General features: G+C 63.6%; 18 protein-coding genes. 7 read left to right on the plus strand and 11 right to left on the minus strand.

Annotated elements, in window-relative coordinates:
- Nucleotides 1-11 precede the first annotated feature (11 nt).
- Entirely contained in the window at nucleotides 12-2,810 is a 2,799-nt protein-coding gene (locus ACCQ04_RS10130; RefSeq protein WP_226427836.1) for a S8 family serine peptidase, read from the minus strand.
- Between the two features lie 1,024 nt (nucleotides 2,811-3,834).
- Between ACCQ04_RS10130 and ACCQ04_RS10135 the strand changes: the two genes are divergently transcribed.
- Nucleotides 3,835-4,110, plus strand: coding sequence for a hypothetical protein (locus ACCQ04_RS10135; RefSeq protein ID WP_104574596.1), 276 nt, complete (start codon nucleotides 3,835-3,837; stop codon nucleotides 4,108-4,110).
- Between the two features lie 87 nt (nucleotides 4,111-4,197).
- On the opposite strand, the gene ACCQ04_RS10140 is transcribed toward ACCQ04_RS10135, so the two are convergent.
- Nucleotides 4,198-4,836, minus strand: coding sequence for a carboxymuconolactone decarboxylase family protein (locus ACCQ04_RS10140; protein WP_226427838.1), 639 nt, complete (start codon nucleotides 4,834-4,836; stop codon nucleotides 4,198-4,200).
- Between the two features lie 704 nt (nucleotides 4,837-5,540).
- Between ACCQ04_RS10140 and ACCQ04_RS10145 the strand changes: the two genes are divergently transcribed.
- The 3 genes from ACCQ04_RS10145 (at nucleotide 5,541) to ACCQ04_RS10155 (ending at nucleotide 8,379) form a co-directional block, all read left to right on the plus strand.
- Nucleotides 5,541-5,957 (plus strand): hypothetical protein, encoded by a 417-nt coding sequence (locus tag ACCQ04_RS10145; protein WP_226427871.1) that lies wholly within the window; start codon nucleotides 5,541-5,543, stop codon nucleotides 5,955-5,957.
- Nucleotides 5,954-7,279 carry a PQQ-dependent sugar dehydrogenase gene (locus ACCQ04_RS10150; RefSeq protein ID WP_226427839.1) on the plus strand — a complete coding sequence of 442 codons (1,326 nt, stop codon included), beginning with the start codon at nucleotides 5,954-5,956 and terminating at the stop codon, nucleotides 7,277-7,279. The genes ACCQ04_RS10145 and ACCQ04_RS10150 overlap by 4 nt, the downstream gene beginning before the upstream one ends.
- Nucleotides 7,280-7,692: 413 nt before the next feature.
- A complete protein-coding gene (locus ACCQ04_RS10155; RefSeq protein WP_046345947.1) occupies nucleotides 7,693-8,379 on the plus strand; it encodes a thermonuclease family protein in 687 nt (228 codons plus the stop codon).
- Nucleotides 8,380-8,675: 296 nt separating this feature from the next.
- On the opposite strand, the gene ACCQ04_RS10160 is transcribed toward ACCQ04_RS10155, so the two are convergent.
- Nucleotides 8,676-9,068 carry a response regulator gene (locus tag ACCQ04_RS10160; RefSeq protein ID WP_372358761.1) on the minus strand — a complete coding sequence of 131 codons (393 nt, stop codon included), beginning with the start codon at nucleotides 9,066-9,068 and terminating at the stop codon, nucleotides 8,676-8,678.
- Nucleotides 9,069-9,118: 50 nt separating this feature from the next.
- On the opposite strand from ACCQ04_RS10160, the gene ACCQ04_RS10165 reads away from it, so the two are divergent.
- Nucleotides 9,119-10,399 carry a two-component system sensor histidine kinase NtrB gene (locus tag ACCQ04_RS10165; protein WP_226427840.1) on the plus strand — a complete coding sequence of 427 codons (1,281 nt, stop codon included), beginning with the start codon at nucleotides 9,119-9,121 and terminating at the stop codon, nucleotides 10,397-10,399.
- A gap of 21 nt (nucleotides 10,400-10,420) precedes the next feature.
- On the opposite strand, the gene ACCQ04_RS10170 is transcribed toward ACCQ04_RS10165, so the two are convergent.
- The 5 genes from ACCQ04_RS10170 to ACCQ04_RS10190 form a co-directional block, all read right to left on the minus strand.
- Nucleotides 10,421-10,639, minus strand: a complete 219-nt coding sequence (locus ACCQ04_RS10170) for a hypothetical protein (protein ID WP_226427841.1) — start codon at nucleotides 10,637-10,639, stop codon at nucleotides 10,421-10,423.
- Nucleotides 10,640-10,983: 344 nt separating this feature from the next.
- A complete protein-coding gene (locus ACCQ04_RS10175; protein ID WP_102252124.1) occupies nucleotides 10,984-11,670 on the minus strand; it encodes a glycosyltransferase family 2 protein in 687 nt (228 codons plus the stop codon).
- Complete coding sequence (locus tag ACCQ04_RS10180) at nucleotides 11,667-12,263, minus strand: class I SAM-dependent DNA methyltransferase (RefSeq protein WP_065031368.1); 597 nt, start codon at nucleotides 12,261-12,263, stop codon at nucleotides 11,667-11,669. The genes ACCQ04_RS10175 and ACCQ04_RS10180 overlap by 4 nt, the downstream gene beginning before the upstream one ends.
- The gene (locus ACCQ04_RS10185; protein WP_226427842.1) at nucleotides 12,260-13,021 is read right to left on the minus strand and encodes a PIG-L deacetylase family protein; all 762 of its coding nucleotides are present in this window, start codon (nucleotides 13,019-13,021) and stop codon (nucleotides 12,260-12,262) included. Before ACCQ04_RS10185 ends, ACCQ04_RS10180 begins: the two co-directional genes overlap by 4 nt.
- A complete protein-coding gene (locus ACCQ04_RS10190) occupies nucleotides 13,009-14,004 on the minus strand; it encodes an acyl-CoA dehydrogenase family protein (RefSeq protein WP_226427843.1) in 996 nt (331 codons plus the stop codon). The genes ACCQ04_RS10185 and ACCQ04_RS10190 overlap by 13 nt, the downstream gene beginning before the upstream one ends.
- A gap of 454 nt (nucleotides 14,005-14,458) precedes the next feature.
- Here ACCQ04_RS10190 and ACCQ04_RS10195 point away from each other — a divergent pair, with 454 nt between their 5' ends.
- A complete protein-coding gene (locus tag ACCQ04_RS10195; RefSeq protein ID WP_226427844.1) occupies nucleotides 14,459-15,487 on the plus strand; it encodes a Gfo/Idh/MocA family protein in 1,029 nt (342 codons plus the stop codon).
- Nucleotides 15,488-15,823: 336 nt separating this feature from the next.
- Here ACCQ04_RS10195 and ACCQ04_RS10200 read toward each other — a convergent pair whose 3' ends face one another.
- Both ACCQ04_RS10200 and ACCQ04_RS10205 read right to left on the minus strand, forming a co-directional pair.
- On the minus strand, nucleotides 15,824-16,099 hold the full coding sequence (locus ACCQ04_RS10200; RefSeq protein ID WP_024939953.1) for a hypothetical protein: 276 nt from the start codon (nucleotides 16,097-16,099) through the stop codon (nucleotides 15,824-15,826).
- A 244-nt stretch (nucleotides 16,100-16,343) separates the two neighbouring features.
- Nucleotides 16,344-18,602 (minus strand): methyl-accepting chemotaxis protein, encoded by a 2,259-nt coding sequence (locus tag ACCQ04_RS10205; RefSeq protein ID WP_102256747.1) that lies wholly within the window; start codon nucleotides 18,600-18,602, stop codon nucleotides 16,344-16,346.
- A 613-nt stretch (nucleotides 18,603-19,215) separates the two neighbouring features.
- Between ACCQ04_RS10205 and ACCQ04_RS10210 the strand changes: the two genes are divergently transcribed.
- Complete coding sequence (locus ACCQ04_RS10210) at nucleotides 19,216-19,521, plus strand: hypothetical protein (protein WP_166771386.1); 306 nt, start codon at nucleotides 19,216-19,218, stop codon at nucleotides 19,519-19,521.
- Between the two features lie 141 nt (nucleotides 19,522-19,662).
- Here the strand turns inward: ACCQ04_RS10210 and ACCQ04_RS10215 are convergent, their stop codons facing one another.
- Nucleotides 19,663-20,160 carry a GNAT family N-acetyltransferase gene (locus ACCQ04_RS10215; protein ID WP_372358762.1) on the minus strand — a complete coding sequence of 166 codons (498 nt, stop codon included), beginning with the start codon at nucleotides 20,158-20,160 and terminating at the stop codon, nucleotides 19,663-19,665.
- Nucleotides 20,161-20,205 lie beyond the last annotated feature (45 nt).

Below are 20,205 nucleotides of genomic sequence, written 5' to 3' on the forward strand. Positions count from 1 at the left end.
GCCGGTCGCGATCAGAACTGCCAGCGCAAGCCGACATTGGCATTGATGCTGTTGGCATCGGAACGACCGCGCTCGGCGCCCACGTTGCCATAGATGGAGAAGGCATCGTTGAGCTGGTAGCGCACGCCCACCGACGCACGCGCCGACTGCTTGGACACCGGCTCGCCGGCCACGTTGAAGCGCGCTTCCGGCAGACCGGTGAACCAGGCGGTGAAGTCCGAGTTCGGATTGCCGAGCAGCGAACGGTAGGCGATCAAGCCATCGAAGCCCCACTTGCCGCGCACCAGATGACCGCGCACACCCACCTCGCCATAGCCGGCACGCAACGTGTCGCTGTTGGCGCTTAACCCCAGCCCGGTGGCCGAGGCTTCGCTGAAGGCATCCTGGGTCTGGCTGACCACGCCTGCGGCAATGAACGGCGACAGCCCTGCCTGCGGCATCAGGCCGACTTCGGCACGCAGCGACCAGTTGGTGTCGTGGCGGCGATCCTGCAGGCGCTCGCCGATGCTGCCGGCCTGCACCGTGCGTTCGGTGTCCACATTGCTCATGCCGTAGGAACCGATCCCGGACACATAGGCCTGGCCGATCGGCTGATACAGATACGCGGTCATCGCATAACGGTCCGAGCGCAGGCGACTGGCCGACGCATCGATGTGCGCACGGTCCTGACCCGAACTCAGCGCCGCACCCACGATGGTGCCAGCGTTGCCCATCGGCAGATCCACACCGACGGTGGTGGCCTGCTGGGTGTAATCGGCCGAGTCGAAACCCTTGCCGCCCAGTTCGCCGTCCAGATAGCTGCCCTGCATCCAGGTGGTCAGCGTGGTGGTGTCGGCCAGGTAGGGCAGGCGATCGGCCGCCACGCGTGCATCGTTGAGTGCCGACTGGAAGCCCAGCGTGCGCTCGATGCCGTGTACCTGGCCGGCCAGGGTCGGCAGCGATGCGGCAACCTGCGCATCGTTGGCGGCCAGCAGCGCGCCGGTGGCGCTGATCAGGCCACCCAGATTATCCGTATCGCCGGAGGCCACACGCGTATCCAGCACCTTGACCAGCGTATCGGCCTGCGTGGCACCGTTGACCACCGACTGCGGCGCACCGGCCGCCTGCGCGCTGGCAGCGGAGGCATTGCGGGTCAACGTGGCGGTGACGGTGGTGGGGTCGTAGGCGAGCGAAGCAGTCCAGAAGAAGTTGTTGGCGTACTGCACCCGGTCGAAGCTGCCCTGCAACGTGCCGGCCGTGACGATCTTCTCGCTGCTGCCGACGTTGTAGCCAGCCGCTTCCGGCAGCAACAGCAGGTTGCCCTTCAGGCTGGCCTGGCCGGTGACGGTCAAGCCCTTGCCCAATTCGATGGCGGTGGTGCCGGTGTTGTTGGCCAGGCTGTAGCCGCCGTTGATGACACCGCCGCGCGATTCGAACGTGGCCGAGTTGAGCACAATGACATCCGAACGCAGGCTGCCCGACAGTGCGAGCACGCCGTCGCTGACGCTGGTGCCGCCGGTGTAGCTGTTGTTGCCGCTGAGCGTGAGCCTGCCGGCGCCGTTCTTGGTCAGGCCGCCGGCGCCGGAGATGTCATTGCTGAAGGTGCTGTCGTAGCCGGAGGTCACATTTGCCGCCCAGTTGCTGGCGAACTGGCCCGGGCCCTTGATCGCCTTGGCCGCATTGACCAGGCCGAAGCCGTACAGCGCATCCACGCCGGGGTCGCCCAGGTCGGTGGCGGTGGTCAACAGGGTCTGCTGCAGGTTGGAAGCACTCATCCACGGATACACGCCCAGCACCTGCGCCGCGATGCCGCTTACAGCGGCCGTGGAGAACGAGGTGCCGGCGATCTGGCCCTGCAGCTCGGTGCCGGCCAGCGCGGGTGCGAAGTAGCTGCCCGGCGCCACCAGGCACCATTGTGCGGCGGCGCCGCAATGGTTGGAATAGCTGGTCAGGCCGGCGGCATTGCCGGCGCTGTCGATGTTGACCGCGCCCACGGCCAGCCAGTTGTTGCGCAGACTGGCTTCCTGCACCGGCGTCGCCGCCGGGTAGGAGGCTTCTGCCGCGCCTTCGTTGCCGGTGGCGGCCACGATCAGCGCATCGGCCTGCACCAGCGGGGTCAGCGCATACTTCCAGGCCAGTGCGGCATTGGCACTGCTGGCTGCATCTGCATACGAGGCGCCGATCGACAGATTGGCGATGCGCACGCCGGCTGCCGCCAGGTCCACCGCCGCGCGGCGGGTCTGCTGGGTACCGCAGGAGTTTTCGGCGCAGATGCGCGCATAGAACAGGTCCGCATCCGGCGCGACACCGCCGGCGAAGCCGTCCTGGGCGGTGCCCAGCACCAATGCCGAGACGACGGTGCCGTGGCCGCGCAACGCGTTCGATGCGGATTCCGGGGTGCCGGGGGTGTCGGTGTAATCGTTGGAGGTATCGACCTTGCCGCTGATCGGCGCGTAGCCGCCATATAGGTTGTCGTCCAGCACCGCCAGCTTGACGCCCTGACCCTTGGCGCCGGCCTGTTGTGCCAGATCCGCATTGGTCGGCACCAGCAGGTTGCTGGCCAGGCCCTGGTAGCGGGCGGGGGCAGGTGCCGGCGTCGGCGCGGTGTTCGGCAGCGGGTCGGCCGCGGTGGTGTCCGGCGTCGTTGGCGTCGTTGGAGTCGTTGGAGTCGTGGGCGTGGGCGTGGTGGGCGCTGGGGGAGTGGACGGCGTCGGGGCGACCACCGTGGTCTGCGGTGGGTCACTGCGGACATTGCCGCCACCGCCACCGCCGCCACAGGCAGTCAGGACAAGGCAGGAGGCGATCGTGGTTGCGAGTAGCGAGCGATTCATGGGTTGGTCGATTCCGGTAATTAGCGCGCCGCAACTGCAAAAATTCTAAAATTTGGCGCAGACGATTCCAGCACCGGGAAAAGCCGGTGTGGCGTTGGATTTCACGCGTTATTCACTTTATCCGCCGCGAATCTGTCCCCTCAGATAAGCGCTCCGGATAACACGGTGATGCGCCGATGCATCGAACCATGTGCTTGCGAGATTGTTTAACGGCGCTACCGGTAAACTCTAAAACATGAACGGACAGTTGCTATTCAGAGAAAAACATCCCGCATAGGGTTTTACGATTTAGTCCATAGCCAAAACAGATTAAAAAGCGCCTTATCAGGCTCGACTGCAAGGAAATGTCAGAGCGAACGCGACAATAAGTCGTCACGAATCTCCGGGGGCGGCAATCCTAAATGCGATGACTATCGCAGGTAATCAGGAAATGCGTCGAAGATGTCGGTAAATTGCCCACATGGTGTAGCGGATTCGACTGTAAGTTAGCAGCTCTAACGGACTCTTCTGCATCAGGCCTGATCGGATGAGTTTTATCGCAGTGACATCGAAGTTATATTAAATTTTCTGCTGCAGAACGAATATATCCGCCGCATTTATATTGAGCAAAAGCGAGCGAACCCTGCCATTGTGCCCAATTCCCCGCTTTTCCTGCATGAAATGCGCAAAGGGACATGCTCGAAGAAAAGCTGGATATTCGGTGCGCCGAATGAAACGTCGAGACAGGCACGTCCTCGCTTCAGGCCGTCAAGCTGAATGCTGGGAGAATATTCAAGCCGATCTTTTTGGGGGAAGAACCAACATTCGGCGTGCCCCTACAGCCGATTACTCTGATTCTGTTCTTATCGGCGCCGCTGCGTGCGCCAAGCAAGGTGCGACATCGGTGTCATCGCGGCATGGCCGAGCCTGTTCAGGCCGCAGCGGTTCTGTCGGGAGTGCGCCGCTGGCGCTGCGCTAGCGTCTGCATAAATTGTTCAAGTTGCCGCGCCGCCAAATTTGGGCATCACAGCTATGCTCGAGCCCGATGAGTACCCACTGCACCGAAAGAATGTCCACGGAAGGCACCGACCAGGGCCTGCCGTACCGCGTGGTCGCTCGACAGCTCGGGCATCGGCGCATCGTGTTGGAGACCTTGCAGGTCTGTGGGCATCCCGTACCGCTGCCGGCCGCGCCCACCTTCGGCTCGCTGCAGACCGCGCTGGAGATCGGCACCAGGCTGGCCGAGCAATACATCGGCCAGTTGATCGTCAAGCAGGCCGGTGGGCCGCCGGGGCTGGCGGCTGGCCCGGCGCCGCTTTAGCGGGGCCCAATCGGTTTCGACGTGCTGCCGTCGGCAGCCGCATTCGCGCCGGCAGCATGCGCTGCGGTTGTCGAACCCGCCGCAGGCTCACTGGGCCCTGGCTTTGGCCAGTGCCGCCTTGGCGCGTGTGCCGGCGGCCGCACCGACGCGCTTGTCCAGCACCTGGGCCAGTTCGTGCAGCTGCGCCTCGGTCACGCCGATGTTCAAGCCGATCTTCAAATGCGATTGCAGTTGCGCCTCCACGCCTTCCAGGGCGGCGAGCACGCTGATCGTGACCAGTTCACGGCTCACCCAATCCAGGTTGTCGCGGGCAAAGATGTCGCCGAACAGATGCGTCTTGAGGTACTGATCGATTGCCGGCGCAAACGCAAACAACGGCCCGGTCACCGGCGCACCGGCCAGACGGGTCTGGTTGGCGGTGCCCAGCGCCAGCAGCGCATCGCCGCTCGGTACCGGGCCGGGCTCGTGTCCCGGCGCATCGGCGATGCCGCGCTGCTTGCGTGCATCGGCGACCTGCATCAGCGCGGCCAGTGCATTGAGGCTGCGCGGAAACCCGGCATATGCATACAGTTGGACCAGTACCTCCTTGCAGTCGCTGATGCTCAAACCAGCATCGAGGCCCGCCTCCAATGCGGTCTTCAAGCGGTCGATATCGCCGGTGGCCGCAAACGCGGCAATCGGCGCAATGGCCTGCTGCCTGGGCGACAAGGTGGCGTGTGTCGTCATGGACGTGATCTCCGAAGGATGTGCTGCGGCGGGGGAGGGGGCAACAGAGAGCAGGGCAGCTGCGCCCAACAACAGCGCAGCCATGGAGGGGAGCGCGCGGCGCAGCGCGCTCGCGCATGGCATCGCATCTCTCCACCGATCTAGGGGCAAGGCAACGCGAATCCAAGCATCCACTGCCGGACCGTGCGATGCAGATGGCGCCCCAGCTGCGCGCACACCATGTCGAATCGAACGCACCACGCTTGCGTTTTTCATCGCCGTCTCCTTGCCATACGTACCGACAAGCAGCATGAGGCAGATGCAACGCCGCTCCATCCATCCAGCTTGCATGGTCCTATGAATGGCGCTCATCACTGCAAACGCGCATTGGAATTCAAGCCATCCTGGATGCGTACTGCTGTGCGATCGAAAACGCAGTTGGTGCCGGAGAAGTTCTTCCGCGCCAGCCGATTGCTAAGGTTTTCATCTGTCTGTTCCTCCGGTGGATGGAGCCCAGCGTAGAGAGCGTCCTGGAGCACGCACATCTTTCTATGAAATAGGGTCATGGCAGCGGTCCAGCGGTCGCTCGGCAGGATGAGTGGTTTGGGGTCCCGATGCTTGTCCGTGCAGCCCATCGCGCAGAGAAGACCCAGCATCACCGCGCTCATCACGTGGCAGCTGGCAGCATCGGGGCACGTTTCACCAACGCGCCCAATGAGTCCGCCATGAATTCAACTGCCATGCCCGCCCGATCCTGGGCCATCCATCCGTTCCATGCAGCCGTGCTCGGCGGTGTGTGGCCGCTGTTTCTCGGTGCCTTGCTGAGCGACTACGCATACTGGAGCAGTCATCAGATCCAGTGGGCCAACTTTGCTGCGTGGCTGCTGATCGGCGCGATGGTATTGACCACCATCGCCTTGCTGTGCGCGATCGTCGGCTTCGTTCGCGGAAGCCGCAATCTGATCTATGTGATTGCGCTCGGTGCCGCATGGATTGTCGGCTTCTTCGACGCCCTGCATCATGCACGCGATGCCTGGGCCATCATGCCGGCGGCACTGGTATTTTCTGCGATTTCGACCGCATTCGCGCTTGTTGCAACCTGGTCGGGGCTATCCAGCCTGCGCGTGGGAGGTGCCCGATGAAGCGTCATACCGTTACCGTCCTGTCGGTTTCCATTCTCGCCGCCGCACTCGCTTCCTGCGGCAAGGCGCCCGAGCTCAAACAACACGGCGCCAGTCCCGAGCTGCCTGCGCCGGATCGCGGCCTGCTGCCCGACATGACCATCGCCGAGCCGGCAGCCTGGGGCGATCGCAAGCCCACCGTGCCCGCGGGTTACCGCATCACTGCAATCGCCACCGGTCTGGGCATTCCACGCCAGACGCTGGTGTTGCCCAATGGCGACATCCTGGTCGCCGAAGGCCGCGGCGGCAATGCACCCAACCTCAAGCCCAAGGACGTGATTGCCGGTGCGATCAAGGCCAAGGGCAACACCTCGGTCAAGAGCGGCAACCGGCTGACGCTGCTGCGCGACGCCGATGGCGACGGCACCTATGAACTGAAGACCGTGTTTGCCGACAAGCTCAATGCGCCGTATGGCCTGGCGCTGATCGGCAACGCGCTGTACGTGGCAAATCAGGACGCGCTGGTGCGTTTTGATTATCAGCAAGGGCAGACCAAGGCCAGCGCTGCACCCAGCAAGGTCACCGACTTGCCGTCGGCCATCAACCATCACTGGACCAAGGCCCTGACCGCCAGTGCCGATGGACGCTATCTGTATGTTGCGATCGGCTCCAACAGCAACATCACCGAGCGCGGCATGATTGCCGAAGTCGACCGCGCCCAGGTCTGGCAGGTGGATCCGGCAACCGGCGCCCACAAGAGCTATGCCACCGGGCTGCGCAATCCCACGGCATTGGCGATCCAGCCCGGCAGTGGCGCACTGTGGGCGGTAGTCAACGAGCGCGACGAGATCGGCCCGAATCTGGTGCCCGACTACCTCACCTCGGTACGTGAAGGCGGCTTCTACGGCTGGCCCTACAGCTACTGGGGCAAGAACGTGGACACGCGGGTCATGCCGCAGGATCCGCAGAAGGTCGCATCGGCCATCGTGCCCGATTACGCGCTGGGCTCGCATGTGGCCGCACTCGGTGTCGCGTTTTCGGCGGCCACGATGGGAACGCAGTTTGCCGACGGTGTGTTCGTCGGTGAGCACGGCAGCTGGAATCGCGACCCGCCGGTGGGCTACAAGGTGGTGTTCGTGCCGTTCCGCGATGGCCGCCCGGCGGGCGACCCGATCGACTTCGTCTCCGGTTTCCATGGCGACGATGGCCTGACCCGCGGCCGCCCGGTCGGCGTCACGCTCGATCCACGTGGTGCATTGATCGTCGCGGACGACCTGGCCAATACGATCTGGCGAGTGACGCCGGATGCGGCGCCCGTCGCGCCGCAAGCGGCTGTACAGTAAGCCTGCCTGTCTACCCGGTTCTGCAAAGAACCGGGCAGTATTTGATGTGTTACCTGCGCCGCGGTGCGGGGCAGGGCTACATGTAGGTCTTATCAGGAACAACCCAACTTTTCAGAGGCGCCTGTCTTCAAGGCACTAGCCTCTGTTGGCCGTCTATCAGCATCGCGATTGATCGGCCTCGAATGCAACTGTCAGGGATGTGCGTCGATGAATACCGAGCGCCGCACTGTCTTGGCGGACCAGTACAAGGGATAGGCATCGCCGTCCAGTTGACATACAGTGCCGGCCCCGCGTCGACCTGGACGACGCAGGCATCAGTGCCATGGACCTCTGGTGAGCCAATCGGCTGGACGCAATCACCAAGGCAAGAACAGACGGACCGCGCTCTGCCGATCACCCGAGGCTTGTTGTTGATGTTGTTCAGATGTTCGGTGGTTGTTGTCGTGACGCTCTTCGCTTCACCTCTTATCGCAGCGGAGCTGGTCGGCCGGGCAACCGTGACCGATGGCGACACCATCACTGTCGCGCAGAAACGTATCCGCCTGTGGGGCATCGATGCACCGGAAAGCGCGCAGCAATGCACCAGCAACGCTGGCAGCGCATGGCCTTGTGGCCGACGTTCCGCTGCCGCACTGGATGGCTACCTGCTCGACAAGACGGTTCGCTGCCAACCCAAGGATACCGATCGCTATGGACGGATCGTGGCCGAGTGCTATGTGCAGGGGCAGTCGGTCAACCGCTGGATGGTGCAATCCGGTTGGGCGGTGGCCTACCGCGAGTATGCCACCGCGTTCGTTGCCGACGAGCGCAACGCGCAGCAACAACGGCGCAACCTCTGGGCCGGCAGCTTTCAGATGCCTGCTGATTACCGACGCAGCAAGCGCACGCAATCGGCACAGCGTGCTCAGGCCGCAGTGCAGACGCAAACGCCTGCGCACTGCGCCATCAAGGGCAATATTTCCAGCAAGGGCAGCAAGATCTTCCATATGCCCGGGCAACGCGATTACACGCGGACCAGCATCTCACCTGCCAAGGGCGAGCGTTTTTTCTGCACAAGCCAGGAAGCGATCAATGCAGGCTGGCGACGCGCGGCGCGCTGATGGCTGGCAAGGTGTGCGATCCAGCGTCGAGCAGCTGATCGCGACGCCTGTCGATCCTGCTGGGGTGTTTTGGTCAACCAACCCAGCGCGGCGCAATCACCACACCTGAAACATGCACATGCGCCGCAAGGTGTGAGCTGCGTGCTGACCGTCACGCCAAGAGCGGCTGACAAAACATAGCCAACGTTCGTCGGTGCTATGGACGAGGGACTCGGAACCCCAAGCGTAGGAGTGATGCCGATTCCGAGCACCGGGCGCGCCCGCCTGACGGCCGCGCAGTAGTTCTGTTGGCCGCTTTAATGCCCGACAAAAGCCTCAATATTCTGCACCAGGCTGCGGCGTGTGTAGGGCTTGCTTAAAAACGTCGTCCGGCTGGGTAACCCATTGGGGGAATGCCCCAGACCCGATGTCAGGATCGCCGGCAGATTGTTGCCATCCGCGCGCAGATACGAAATCAGGCCGTATCCATCCAATAGCCCCGGCATCTGCAGATCGGTAAAAACCAGCGCAATCGCCGGGTGCTTATCGATATGCTCCAGCGCGCCCTGCGCATCGGTTGCGGTGACGACCGCATAACCGCTCTCGGTCAGCAGCAGCGTGGCCAACTCGAGCGTGTCAGCATCGTCCTCGACGACAAGAATCAGTTTTTCGTTTGTAGAGCCCATAAAGCAGGTTTTCTGAGGATGCATGCATCACACTACGTTTCCCACGCGAAAAACACGTGATCGATTTGAGAACCATGAACAGCACGCAGGACTTTCCCGACCATCGCTATCGACAGGTCGTCGAGCTGTCGCTGGATTCCATCAAGGAAATTGCCTTGGACGGACGCGTCAGGTTCGTCAACGCGCATGGTCTGGCGCGTGTGGCGTTTGTCGATGCCGCCTCTGTGGTGGGTCTGCCCTGGGTGTCGTTATGGCCGAAGCGATTCAGGCCGCGCGTGCGGCAGGCGCTCGCTGCTGCCGAGCGCGGCGAGTCGCAGCAGTTCGAAACCGAATGTACGAATGCAGACGGGCAGCTCCAGAGCTGGTTGGTGTCGACAAGCCCGCTGCGTAACGCGGATGGCCGGATCGAGGGGGTGCTGGCGGTCAATCGCGACATCACCGAACGCCGGCAGTCGCAACTGGCACTACGCACGCTCAACCAGACGCTGCAGGCCCGCACCGAGTCTGCAATCCATCACGTTGAGCCTGCTGCAGCGGCGACGCACGACCAAGTACGTGCAGAGGCGCAGTCTCCAAGCATCGAGGTCGAGCTGGATATTGCACGTGCTGCGCAGCGCCTGGCCGAGCGCGTGGCCGAGCGAGCGCAGGAGGGTGAGGCTGTGGGGCAACTGTTGGCCGGTGTCGTTCACGACCTGAACAACGTGCTGCAAACTGCGGGCGCTGCCATCGATGTGGTTCAGTCGCGCGGCGCCCTTGGCGAAGCGGATCAGAAGATTTTGCGCATGGCAGAGACCGCTCTGCAGCAGGGCTCGGTCATGGCGCAACGCCTGCTGGGCTTCGCGCGCAAGCATCCTTATGCTCCCGAACGCGTCGAGCTCAATGCGCTGGTCGCGCGCCTGCTGCCCCTGCTTCAACAGGCGGCAGGCGCTGCGGTATCGGTCGAGTGGGAGACCATGACTTGCGACAGTGCCGTACTGGCGGATCCACACACGCTGGAACGGGCCTTGTTGAACCTGGTGATCAATGCGCGCGATGTCTGCGCGGTGCGTGGCAGGGTCTGCATCACGGTGGCGACGCGGACGCTAGCAGATGTGGATGCTGCCGGTCGTCGCGCCGGCGATTATGTCACCCTCTCTGTCCAGGACAATGGCAGCGGCATTGCACCGGAGATTCGCGATCAGCTGTTCGACGCCTACTTCACCACCAAACCGGCAGGCAAGGGCACCGGGCTGGGCTTGGCACAAGTGGATGGGGCGGTCAGGCAGGCCGACGGCTATATTGAAGTGCAGTCGATGCCAGGGCAGGGCGCCTGTTTCACGCTTGGCTTCCCGGCGGCGGAGCCGACTGGTTGCTGACATCAGCGGTGCCGGCGACGCCTAGATACTCTCGAGAATACCTAGCGGCGTCACGGTGCATCTGCCCATCCATTGTCTGGCGTAGTGGTGCGCGGCAAGTTGCGTGTCGAATCGCATCTCGCGCCTGTGCCCATACAAGGTGATCCCATCGTCGAACGACACCAGAATCTCCGGGAAGAAGACGCCGTCCAACGGAACCGTATGTGCAGTCAATCGATAACGACCAATCTGCCGGAACATCGTGGAGTCCATCATGACCTCGGTAGCGGTAATGGCCGGCGTGAAGCGATTGCATTAAGTCGAGGAGCAATTGCACCTTGATCGCTATGTTTTCGATTTGCAAGCAGCGCGGATAATGATCTGCAGGTAGCCTTGAATCGGAAGAGCACAATCGCGGTGGTTTATGCACAGCCCGCTTATGCAAATAAATGCGGGCTTCAATGTCGCGATTGCTTGTCGCGCCAAAACGATCGAGCAACGGCAGTCACGGGGTTATCTGCGATGTTTCCACGGGCGATCGTCTCCAGCATCGGCCATCACCACGTCTGCTTGTTGCTGGACACATCTGACGATGTACCCGATGGCTAGACCTGACGCTCCAGTACCGGCTCGCCAGCCAGGACGGCCATTTCCAGGCGGGCCAGGTGATCGCTGAATCCGCCGCTCGCGCGGGCGATGCGGCGAGCACTGGTATTGACGACCGGCTTGACCAGGCGGGCAATCTGCATGCCTGCGCGCTCCAGCGCCGAAACCAGCGCCACGTCCTCGCTGCACTTGAGCGCAGAGAAACCACCGGCGGTCACGTACGCAGCCACACTCATGCCGAGATTGGCACCATGCACATGCGGATGCCCGTCGCGGCGGATTTCCTTGGCCAGGAAGGCTTGCCGTGTTTCAGGACGGAAATCGTGCCAGTCGGTCACCTCCACCACGCCGCAGAACACATCCGCCGCGCAATCGAGCTGTGCCGAAAGCCAATCCGGCGGCACGCAGGTGTCGGCATCGGTAAACGCAAGCCAGCGTGCCCCGCGCGCAATCGCGGCCGATGCCGCCGCTGCACGCGCAATGCCGACACCACCTGCGGTAGTGACGGTTCTTGCGCCGTGTGCGCGTGCAATTGCGCCGGTGCCGTCGCTGCAGCGGTCGAGCGCGACATGGATTTCCACGCGCTCTCCCGCCAAATGCGGGTGCGCGGCTGCCACCAGAATGGACTGCAGGCACTTGCCGATCAGATCCGCTTCGTTATGCGCCGGAATGGTGACCGCGATCATCGCAGCTGCTCCTGTTGCGCAATCGACGGCCCTGACATCCAGGCCTGCAACACGAAGTCCGCATCCTGGTAGCAGCACAGCGTGTCCATCGCCAATGCCTGGTTCAGCGCGCTGTGGACCTGCTCGGCGCTGCGCAACGCGCCATCGAAGTCGTGCCGCCAGTGACATGCCACAAGGCAGCCGTTGGCGGTGAGCGAGCGGGCGAACAACGCCACGGTTTTTTCGAAAGCCGCGGCGTCCAGGTAATAACCCACCTCACTGAAGACGATCAGGTCGAACAGCCCCTCCGGCCAGTCCGACGGATGCGCGGCCTGCTGCAGCGTGACCGCAGGCAGTGCCTGCAGCCGCACGCTCGCCAGCTCGACCGCCTGCTGCGACAGATCCGTCGCCAGCAACGTGTCACAGCGCTGCGCCAGCTGCGCGGTCAGCTCGCCATTGGAACAGCCAAATTCCCAGCCACGCGCGAACCTTGGATAGGGCAGGGCACCGAGCAGGATGTCGCGCTTGCGCTGCTCGTACCAGCGCGAGCGATAACCGAACGGGTCTGCATCGGCGTACATCTGCTCAAAGTGCTCAACGCTCAGCGCGGTCATCGGATGAAGACCTCGAACGGCCGCGTAAAGCGCTCCAGCACCGGCGGCGGCAGAATCGGCTCTGCAACGGGTGGCGTGCAGTGGCCCAACTGGGTGGCAAAGCACGCAATGGCGCGCTGCTTGGCACTCAGCACTGCGGGCGATAGATCGAAGCGCACGGCAGCGCCATCGGCAAATACCCCATCTTCCGGACGCGACCAATGCCACGCCCATACCGGATATTGCAGACGCCGCGCCGACTGCGCCTTGCACGCGGCATGGGTCGCACGCGATGCGGCTTCATGATCCGGATGGCCATCGCGCTCCCAGGTCACCAGCACGGTGTCATGCGCGGTGATCAGATCGCCGAGGGCCTGTGCCATGCGCGCTTCGCATGCCGCCAGCGCGCCATCGCCCAGTGCGAGGTGGGCCGATGCGCCAGGCAATACACCCAGCTGCTGCACGGCGGCATCCAGTTCCAGGCGCCGCGCCGGGCCCAGCACCTGCGGCTGCCAGCCGGGTTCGTCGGGGTAGGCCTGCTCCCCGTCGGTCAGCGCGATGATCAACACCGGTACGCCTGCGGTACGCGCAGCGGCTATCAACCCGCCACATCCAAGCACCTCATCGTCCGGGTGCGGTGCCACCACCACCAGGCGCTGGCTACCTTGCATCAATTGCGACAGCGCGACGCGTGGCAGCTCGCTCAGGTACGGCGCGGAGCGCCATGCTGTTTCCGGCGTGCCTGTGCCCTCGATGGGCTGCCCGGCTAGATCTTCCAAGGCGATGTCTCCTGTTGGCATAACTCGCCCAGGGCCTGCAGGTCGCGTTCTGCGTGATGCTGCCGAATGAACACCGACAGGTCGGCGCAACGCTGCGCATGTGCGTGGTTGCCGCACAGCGGGCCTGGCCCCAACGCACGCGCGACCCGATCCAGCGTGTCGCGCGCCACCGCTTCGACCACGCTGCGTACCTGCAGGACACCACGTAGATGTGCCTGTTCCGGCTGCGCGTCGATTCGCGTTGCCAGCTGACGCAACAACGCAGCTGCAGATGCCAGGCCTGTATCGATGGCCCCCAGATGCGCGGCGGCATGCGGATCCTTGCTCACACGCGCAGAGGAACGCAGCACATCGGCAACCGCAACGGTGGCGCCGAACCAGCACGCGGCGATGCCGGCACCGCCGTGCCAGAATCCAGGTCGGGTCAGGTACGCATCACCTGCGCCAATCTGCCGCGCTGGCGTATCGGAGAAGCGAACATTGGCCGTCTCGATGCCCTGCATGCCGACCGCCTGCCACGCACTGCTGTCGATCTGAATACCGGGCTGATCCAGCGCCACGGCAAACAGGCAACTGGCGCCTGCATGGCGCGTCGTCACCAGCGCATGCGTCACTTGGGCGGCACCCGAACACCATGCCTTGGTGCCGTTAAGCACTTGTCCGGAAAAACGCATATCCGAGCCGGGCGGCTCGGCCGCCCACACCGCCCAACGCTGGGTCGGCGTGATGAGGTCCACCCCCAGATCGGCACAGATGGCTTGCGCGTCGTAATGCGCTTCCAGGAACTTGGCCGCGCACAGGTCGTCTGCCGCGATATCGGCAAGCGTCTGCCAGCGCTCCAGGGTGCGACCACGCCCGGGAAGCGGCAGCGTCGGATGTATGTGTAGCCACTTGTCCGCAATCGACTGCTTGAGTCCGTCGGTGCGGGCAGAGTCCGTGTGCGATGCAAAGGCAAGGGTGTGCGATGAAATACGTGCGCTCATCGGGCCACGCTAAGCAGCGCACGGTGCAAGGGGTGTGACGCGTGACAACGGTTCTCGACGTGAGAAGCGAACAGAAGCGCAAGGAAATCACTGCAACTTGCTGCGCAAATCGATACTCAGAAGACAACCGCGGCCCTGCCGCAGCCCGACGACGCGAGCGCACTCTCGGATCTGGATGGCGCTGCGCCCACCGCCGATTGGACGGTGCATGCCGGCGCGTTGATCCTGGTGCGGCCCGACGGCCGCATCGCCTTCTGCAGCCATGCCGATGCGCCGGAACGTCTGCACGCGGACTGCAGGCATGTCTTCGGCCAGGCGACAGAGGGCGCCGCACGTTGCGCCTGCCACGATCGGTTTCTCCCACCGCACGATGGCGCTGCGCAGGCCGGCACACCGGGAACGCTGCTCCCGCTTTGCTAGGATGCGCGCACATGCTATCCAGGAGGCCAAGCGCATGACGCCCACAGTGTTTCCCGAGCCCGAGCTGTTCCTGCCGCAGCGCGGCGAGCCCGAGTTGCGGTGGGGAGTGCTGGGGCCTGGAGCGATCGCCTCCGCGTTCGTGAGCGCGCTGCGCCGCCATACCGGGCAACAACCATTCGCAGTGGCCTCGCGCACGCGTGCGCGTGCCGAGGCCTTTGCGAGCACCTGGGCGATGCAGCGCGCCTATGACAGCTACGAGGCGCTGGTCGAAGACCACGATGTCGACATCGTCTATATCGCCACCCCGCACAGCGAACATCTGCAGCAGGGCTTGCTGGCGCTGCGCGCGGGCAAGCATGTGTTGATCGAAAAGCCCATGACCACCTGCGCCGACGATGCACGCGTGCTGGTGCAGGAGGCGCGGCAGCGCGGTCTGTTCCTGATGGAAGCCATGTGGAGCCGCTACCTGCCGCATACCTCGGTGCTGCGGAAACTGCTGGCCGATGGCGCGTTGGGCGAGCTTCGCCATGTGTTCGCCGATCTGAGCCAACGCGGCCCTGACGATGCGACGCACCGCCAGCGCAATCCTGCGCTCGGCGGCGGCGCGCTGCTGGACCTGGGCGTGTATGCGGTGCAGTTCTCTTCGATGATCCTGGGCGCACCGACCGCGATCACGACCACCGGCGCGCTGACCGACACCGGCGTGGATGCCTTCTCGACCATGGTGCTGTCGCATGGCGGCACCGCGCAATCCACGCTGATCAGTTCCATCGTGGCCCGCAGCAGTTCCACCGCCTATGTCACCGGCAGCCAGGGACGCATCGACCTTGCCGGCGAATTCCACAATCCGACCACGCTGAGCCTGGTCGGCAACGACCACGCCGGCATGCCCGCAGTGTGGATGGATCCGACCGGGATCAGCGGCTACGCGGGCCTGTCGTGGCAAGCGACAGCCGCGGCGCGTTACATCGGGGAAGGGCGCAAGGAATCTCCACTCCATCCGCTGGATGAAGTGATCCAGATCATGACCACCCTGGATACCGCGCGGGCACAGCTGGGATAGCGGGTAGGGCGTCTGCATCAGCCAAGGCGCGTTTGCAGAAGCGGCGTACGACCAGGCACCTGTTCACCGCCACATCGCCAATGCAGCAGGTATTGCAGCTGATGCGAGCCCGCCTGTCTGCCAAGCTGCGCAGGCGAGCGACGATCAACGCGTAGCACGCCGCAATGCGGTTTTTCACTAACAGGAAGGGATCGACGCTCTTCAAGCGCCGCCCGACGCGCAGGGCCGGCCGCAGCAAAAACAAAGCCCCGCGTCTGCGGGGCCTTGTGGTGATCTATGTGCTCAATGCGCGATGGACGCGCTTCGGCACTGCCAGGCGCGTTTTGTTGGCCGCGCTTAGGGCAGATCGCATTTGATTTTCGCGTCCACATAATAGGGCTTTGGGACGTCCGGGTTCTTGCTGGTCCTCTCGAACACCACCTCGAACGAATCCAGATCCACGGTACCGTTGCGCGACTTGCAGGCGTCCTGCAATTTCTGCTTTACCGCCGCGATACCCGCGTCGCGATTGGCGCCATCGGCGCTATTGGTCAGATTGGCGATCTCGGCAAATGCAGGCGAACTCAGACCCAGCAGGCAACCGACAGCCATAAGCGTGTGCAGCTTCTTCATACAGTCTCCTTTGCGATGTCTATGATCTTCCGGGGGCATGGACGACAACGGCGATCGATATTCAGCGCAACAGAGCGCCGCCTGCGGTCCAGCCCGGCGCAGCATAGGCCGGGCGGGTTAAGGCCTCGTGCACGTGCTCGTACCTGCGGTAATGGAGCGCTTTGGCGCATGGGTCGGTTGCAGATGCGCTCTGCGCTCAAACGCAAACGGCCCGGACGAGCCGGGCCATTTGCGATGCCGCAGATCAGAACTCCTGCCAGTCGCTTGCATCGTGCGAGGTGCCTGCAGCCACTGCGCGTTTCGCTGCAGGTGCCTGGCGTGGCAAGCTTTTGACGGCGGCGGGCCGGCCGGCAATCTCGCTGAGCTTGGCCGCAACCGGCGGTGCCGGCCGCGTGGTGCGCGTGCTGCCCTCGCTGATCTTGAACACCGATACCGCCTGCGTCAGCTGCACGGCCTGCTCTTCCATCGAGCGTGCGGCGGCGGTGGCTTCTTCCACCAGCGCGGCGTTTTGCTGCGTGGTTTCGTCCATCTGCGTCACGGTGGTATTGACCTGCTCGATACCGGCCGACTGCTCCTGCGACGCCGCGGAAATCTCGCCCATGATGTCGGTCACGCGCTGCACGCTGGCTACGATCTCGGCCATCGTGGCGCCTGCGGTATGCACCAAGGTCGAGCCTTCGGCGACCCGCTCGACCGAATCGTCGATCAGGCTCTTGATCTCCTTCGCCGCAGCGGTGGAGCGCTGGGCCAGGGTGCGGACTTCCGATGCCACCACCGCAAAGCCGCGGCCCTGTTCGCCGGCACGTGCCGCTTCCACCGCCGCATTCAAGGCCAGGATGTTGGTCTGGAACGAGATCCCGTCGATGACGGAGATGATGTCGGCAATCTTCTTGGACGAGGCCTCGATACCGGCCATGGTGCCCACCACCTTGCTCACGATCTCGCCGCCCTGCGATGCCACGCCTGCCGCACCGATCGCCAGTTGATTGGCCTGACGGGCGTGTTCGGCATTCTGGCGCACGGTGGAGGTCAGCTCTTCCATCGACGCGGCGGTTTCTTCCAGGTTGGCGGCCTGCTGTTCGGTACGCTGCGACAGGTCCTGATTGCCGGCAGCGATTTCGCTGGCGGCAGAATTGATCGACACGGCCGAGTGCTGGATACGGCCGACAATCTCGGCCAGCTGCGCGGCAGTGGCGTTGGCATCATCACGCATCTGCGCGAACACGCCCTTGAAGTCGCCGGTCATCCGCGCGGTGAGGTCGCCTGCGGCGATGGACTGCAGCAGCGACGACAGCGATTGCAGGTTGCCGTCGGCAGTGGCCATCAACTGGTTGAGGCTATCGACCATCACATGGAAGTCGTACTGGAAACGCTCGGCATCGCCGCGTGCGCTGAAGTCGCCGTTGGCTGCGGATTGCGCCAGCTGCTTGATCTCGCGGTTCATCGCAGACAGGTTGGCCTTTACCTCGTCCATGGTCTGCGTCAGCACCGCCTTCTCGCCGGGCAGGCGGTCCATGCTCTCGCTGAGGTCGCCGATGGCGTAGCGCCCCATGATGCGTGCCAGGTTGGTCTGCACCGCCAGATGCGACGCCACCAGTGTATTGGTGTCCTTGGCCATGCGGCCGTAGTCGCCAGGAAACGCCGCAGCATCGATGCGGAAACTGGTCTGGCCATCATCGTGGCGCCTGGCCATGTCGCTCTGCGCGTCGAGCAAGGATTGCAACTGCTTCTGCATGCCACGCATGGCACGCAACAGGCGGCCGGTTTCATCCTTGGCGTCGCTTTCCACGTCGTTGTCCAGCTGGCCGTTGGCAATCGCCTCTGCGGCGTTGGTGGCGCGTGCAAGCGGCTGGGTCAGGCTGCGGGTAATGAGCCAGGCGAGCAGGCTGCTGATCACCACCACGGCAATGCCACCGAAGATGATCAGCAGCTTGCCGCGATTCATCGAGGCCACCGCATCGGCATAGGCTTGCTGGCTCTGGCCTTCCTGACGGGTCACCAGTTCGCGGATCTTGTCCTGCCACGCCATCGTCGCCGGGCGTGCCTTTTCGCTGAGCAAGGCTTGCGCAGGCGCGTTGTCGTTTTGAGCAGCAAGCGCCATGACCTGGTCGTTGATCTTGCCCGAGATGGCGCGTCTCGCGTCCATCTCGGCGCGAATCTTGCGACCTTCCTCGGAGCTGGGCAGCGTATCGAGCTTGGCCCGCAGGTCGTTGTAGCGCTGGCGCTGCGCCTTGATGGTGGCCAGCGCTTCGTTGTTGAGTTCGTCGCTGGTGGCCATGGCATAGGTGCCCAGCGCGATCAGGATCGATGAGTTGGCATCCAGCATGCCGTTGCCGATCTGGATCTTGGCCATGCGGTCAAGCACGATGAAATCGAATTGCTGTCGTGCTTTGGCCATGGTGACCAGGCCGGTTGCCACCAGCAGGCTCGACAACAGAATCAGGATGCCGAAGGCGACGCCGAGACGGCGCCCGACGTTATAGCGTTGCAAATAGGCGGTCATGCGGGTCGTCCTGATGTCCAGTGGGTGGCACCGGCGGCAGGTCGCGTGATGTTCGCGTGAATGCCTCGGCAACGTGATAACGACGCAAAAATCGGAAACTTGAACCAATCATCTCGGCTCGTATTTAGCGTGCGTTTTTATTCACGCCGGTCAGGAAAAAACCGACTGGCAGCGCGACAACGTCAGCACGATACTGAAGACGCTGCTCGCATCCGCGCTGCTCTTGATGTCTGGTCTGTGCCGATTGACAGGCAGCCGCTGCATGAATGACCCATCTAATCATTCCGTCGTCGGCGGCGCGCGATGCAGCGTCCAGCGCAAGCGTTGCTGGCGCGATGCGCATCGATCTGCCGCTGCGTCGCCTGGCCGGCATCTTGTGTCTGCACGCAGTGTCGGCAAAGGCGAACTCGCAAGGACGTCGGCAACGTTGCCGGCACGTCGGAAGAAACGTGCCAGTGCGGTTGCAACGGTTGGCACCATCGTCGCTGGTGTCAGGCATGCGCGCTGGCCGGTGTCTCGATACGTTGGTCAGTCGGCGCTTCCGCTCCGGATGTCATGTGGTGCCATCACCGGCTCACTCCGCCACCACGTCCCAAGCGTGATCATGGTCGGCATGAACAGCAGTCAGATCACCGCGCGAACGATCACGGTCACCCCGGCAAGCACCGCATCTGCCGGCAGCGAGGTGGTAGTGCAGTTGTCGGCCAGCCCGGACCCGCGCTGGCAGGCGTGTTTCCATTTCGTCGTGCAAGGCCGCGATGGCTTCTTCATGCAGGGCAGGCCGGTATTCGACAACGCAAGCTTTCACGGGATCTTGCAGGCCGGGCAAGCCGAGGCCTTCCGCCAGGAACTGCCGGATCTGCTGGTATCGGCCAGCGTGCTCGCGCGTGCCCAGGTGAACAAGGACGCAGCGCGATAAGCGTGTTGCTTCAGCAGTAAGAAGTGCTCAGAGAGTCGTGTTCGGTCGCGGGTACTTGGTGACCAGCCCGAAATAGCGGTGGTACGGCGAGGCTGCTTGTCTGCACGACCGCCGGGCATCCATATGCCGTGAACAAGATCGCTACTGCACGGCTCCAACGCTACCTGCACGTGGCACGCAGCACGACAGATCGAGCGCCATATCCCAGCGCTCCAGTCCGGGCGCATAGCCATCCACCGTCACTTGCTGCACCACAAAGCCGAAGCGGGCGTAGAACAGCCGGGTATGTTGACTGGTATCCAACAGGACACGCCGGACATCCGGCATCTGGCGCAATGCTTCAAGCCGGGCCAGGAGCAACTGCGTCCCCACGCCGCAACGGTGCAGGCGCGGGTGGACCATGCCCCAGCACAAGCTCGCCGTGGTGCCATCGGCGCCGATCGCGTAGCCGGCGGCGCCAGCGACAGCGTTGCCGCGCTCCAGTAGCTGGTAGTGCCACGCCGCGGCGTGATGGCTCAGGAAGCCGGCAAAGTCGGCACGTTCACCGGCGCTGAAGAACACCGGCACATTCGCATCGAAGAGCGCCATGCAGGCGTCGAAGTCCCGAGATTGATACGGCCGAATCGTGTCCATCTGCATAGTCTGCCTCAGACGCGCAGGTGCCATGCAGCGGCATGACATCCT

Origin of the sequence: Xanthomonas sp. NCPPB 2866, from assembly GCF_041475745.2 — a bacterium.
GTDB lineage: Bacteria > Pseudomonadota > Gammaproteobacteria > Xanthomonadales > Xanthomonadaceae > Xanthomonas > Xanthomonas arboricola.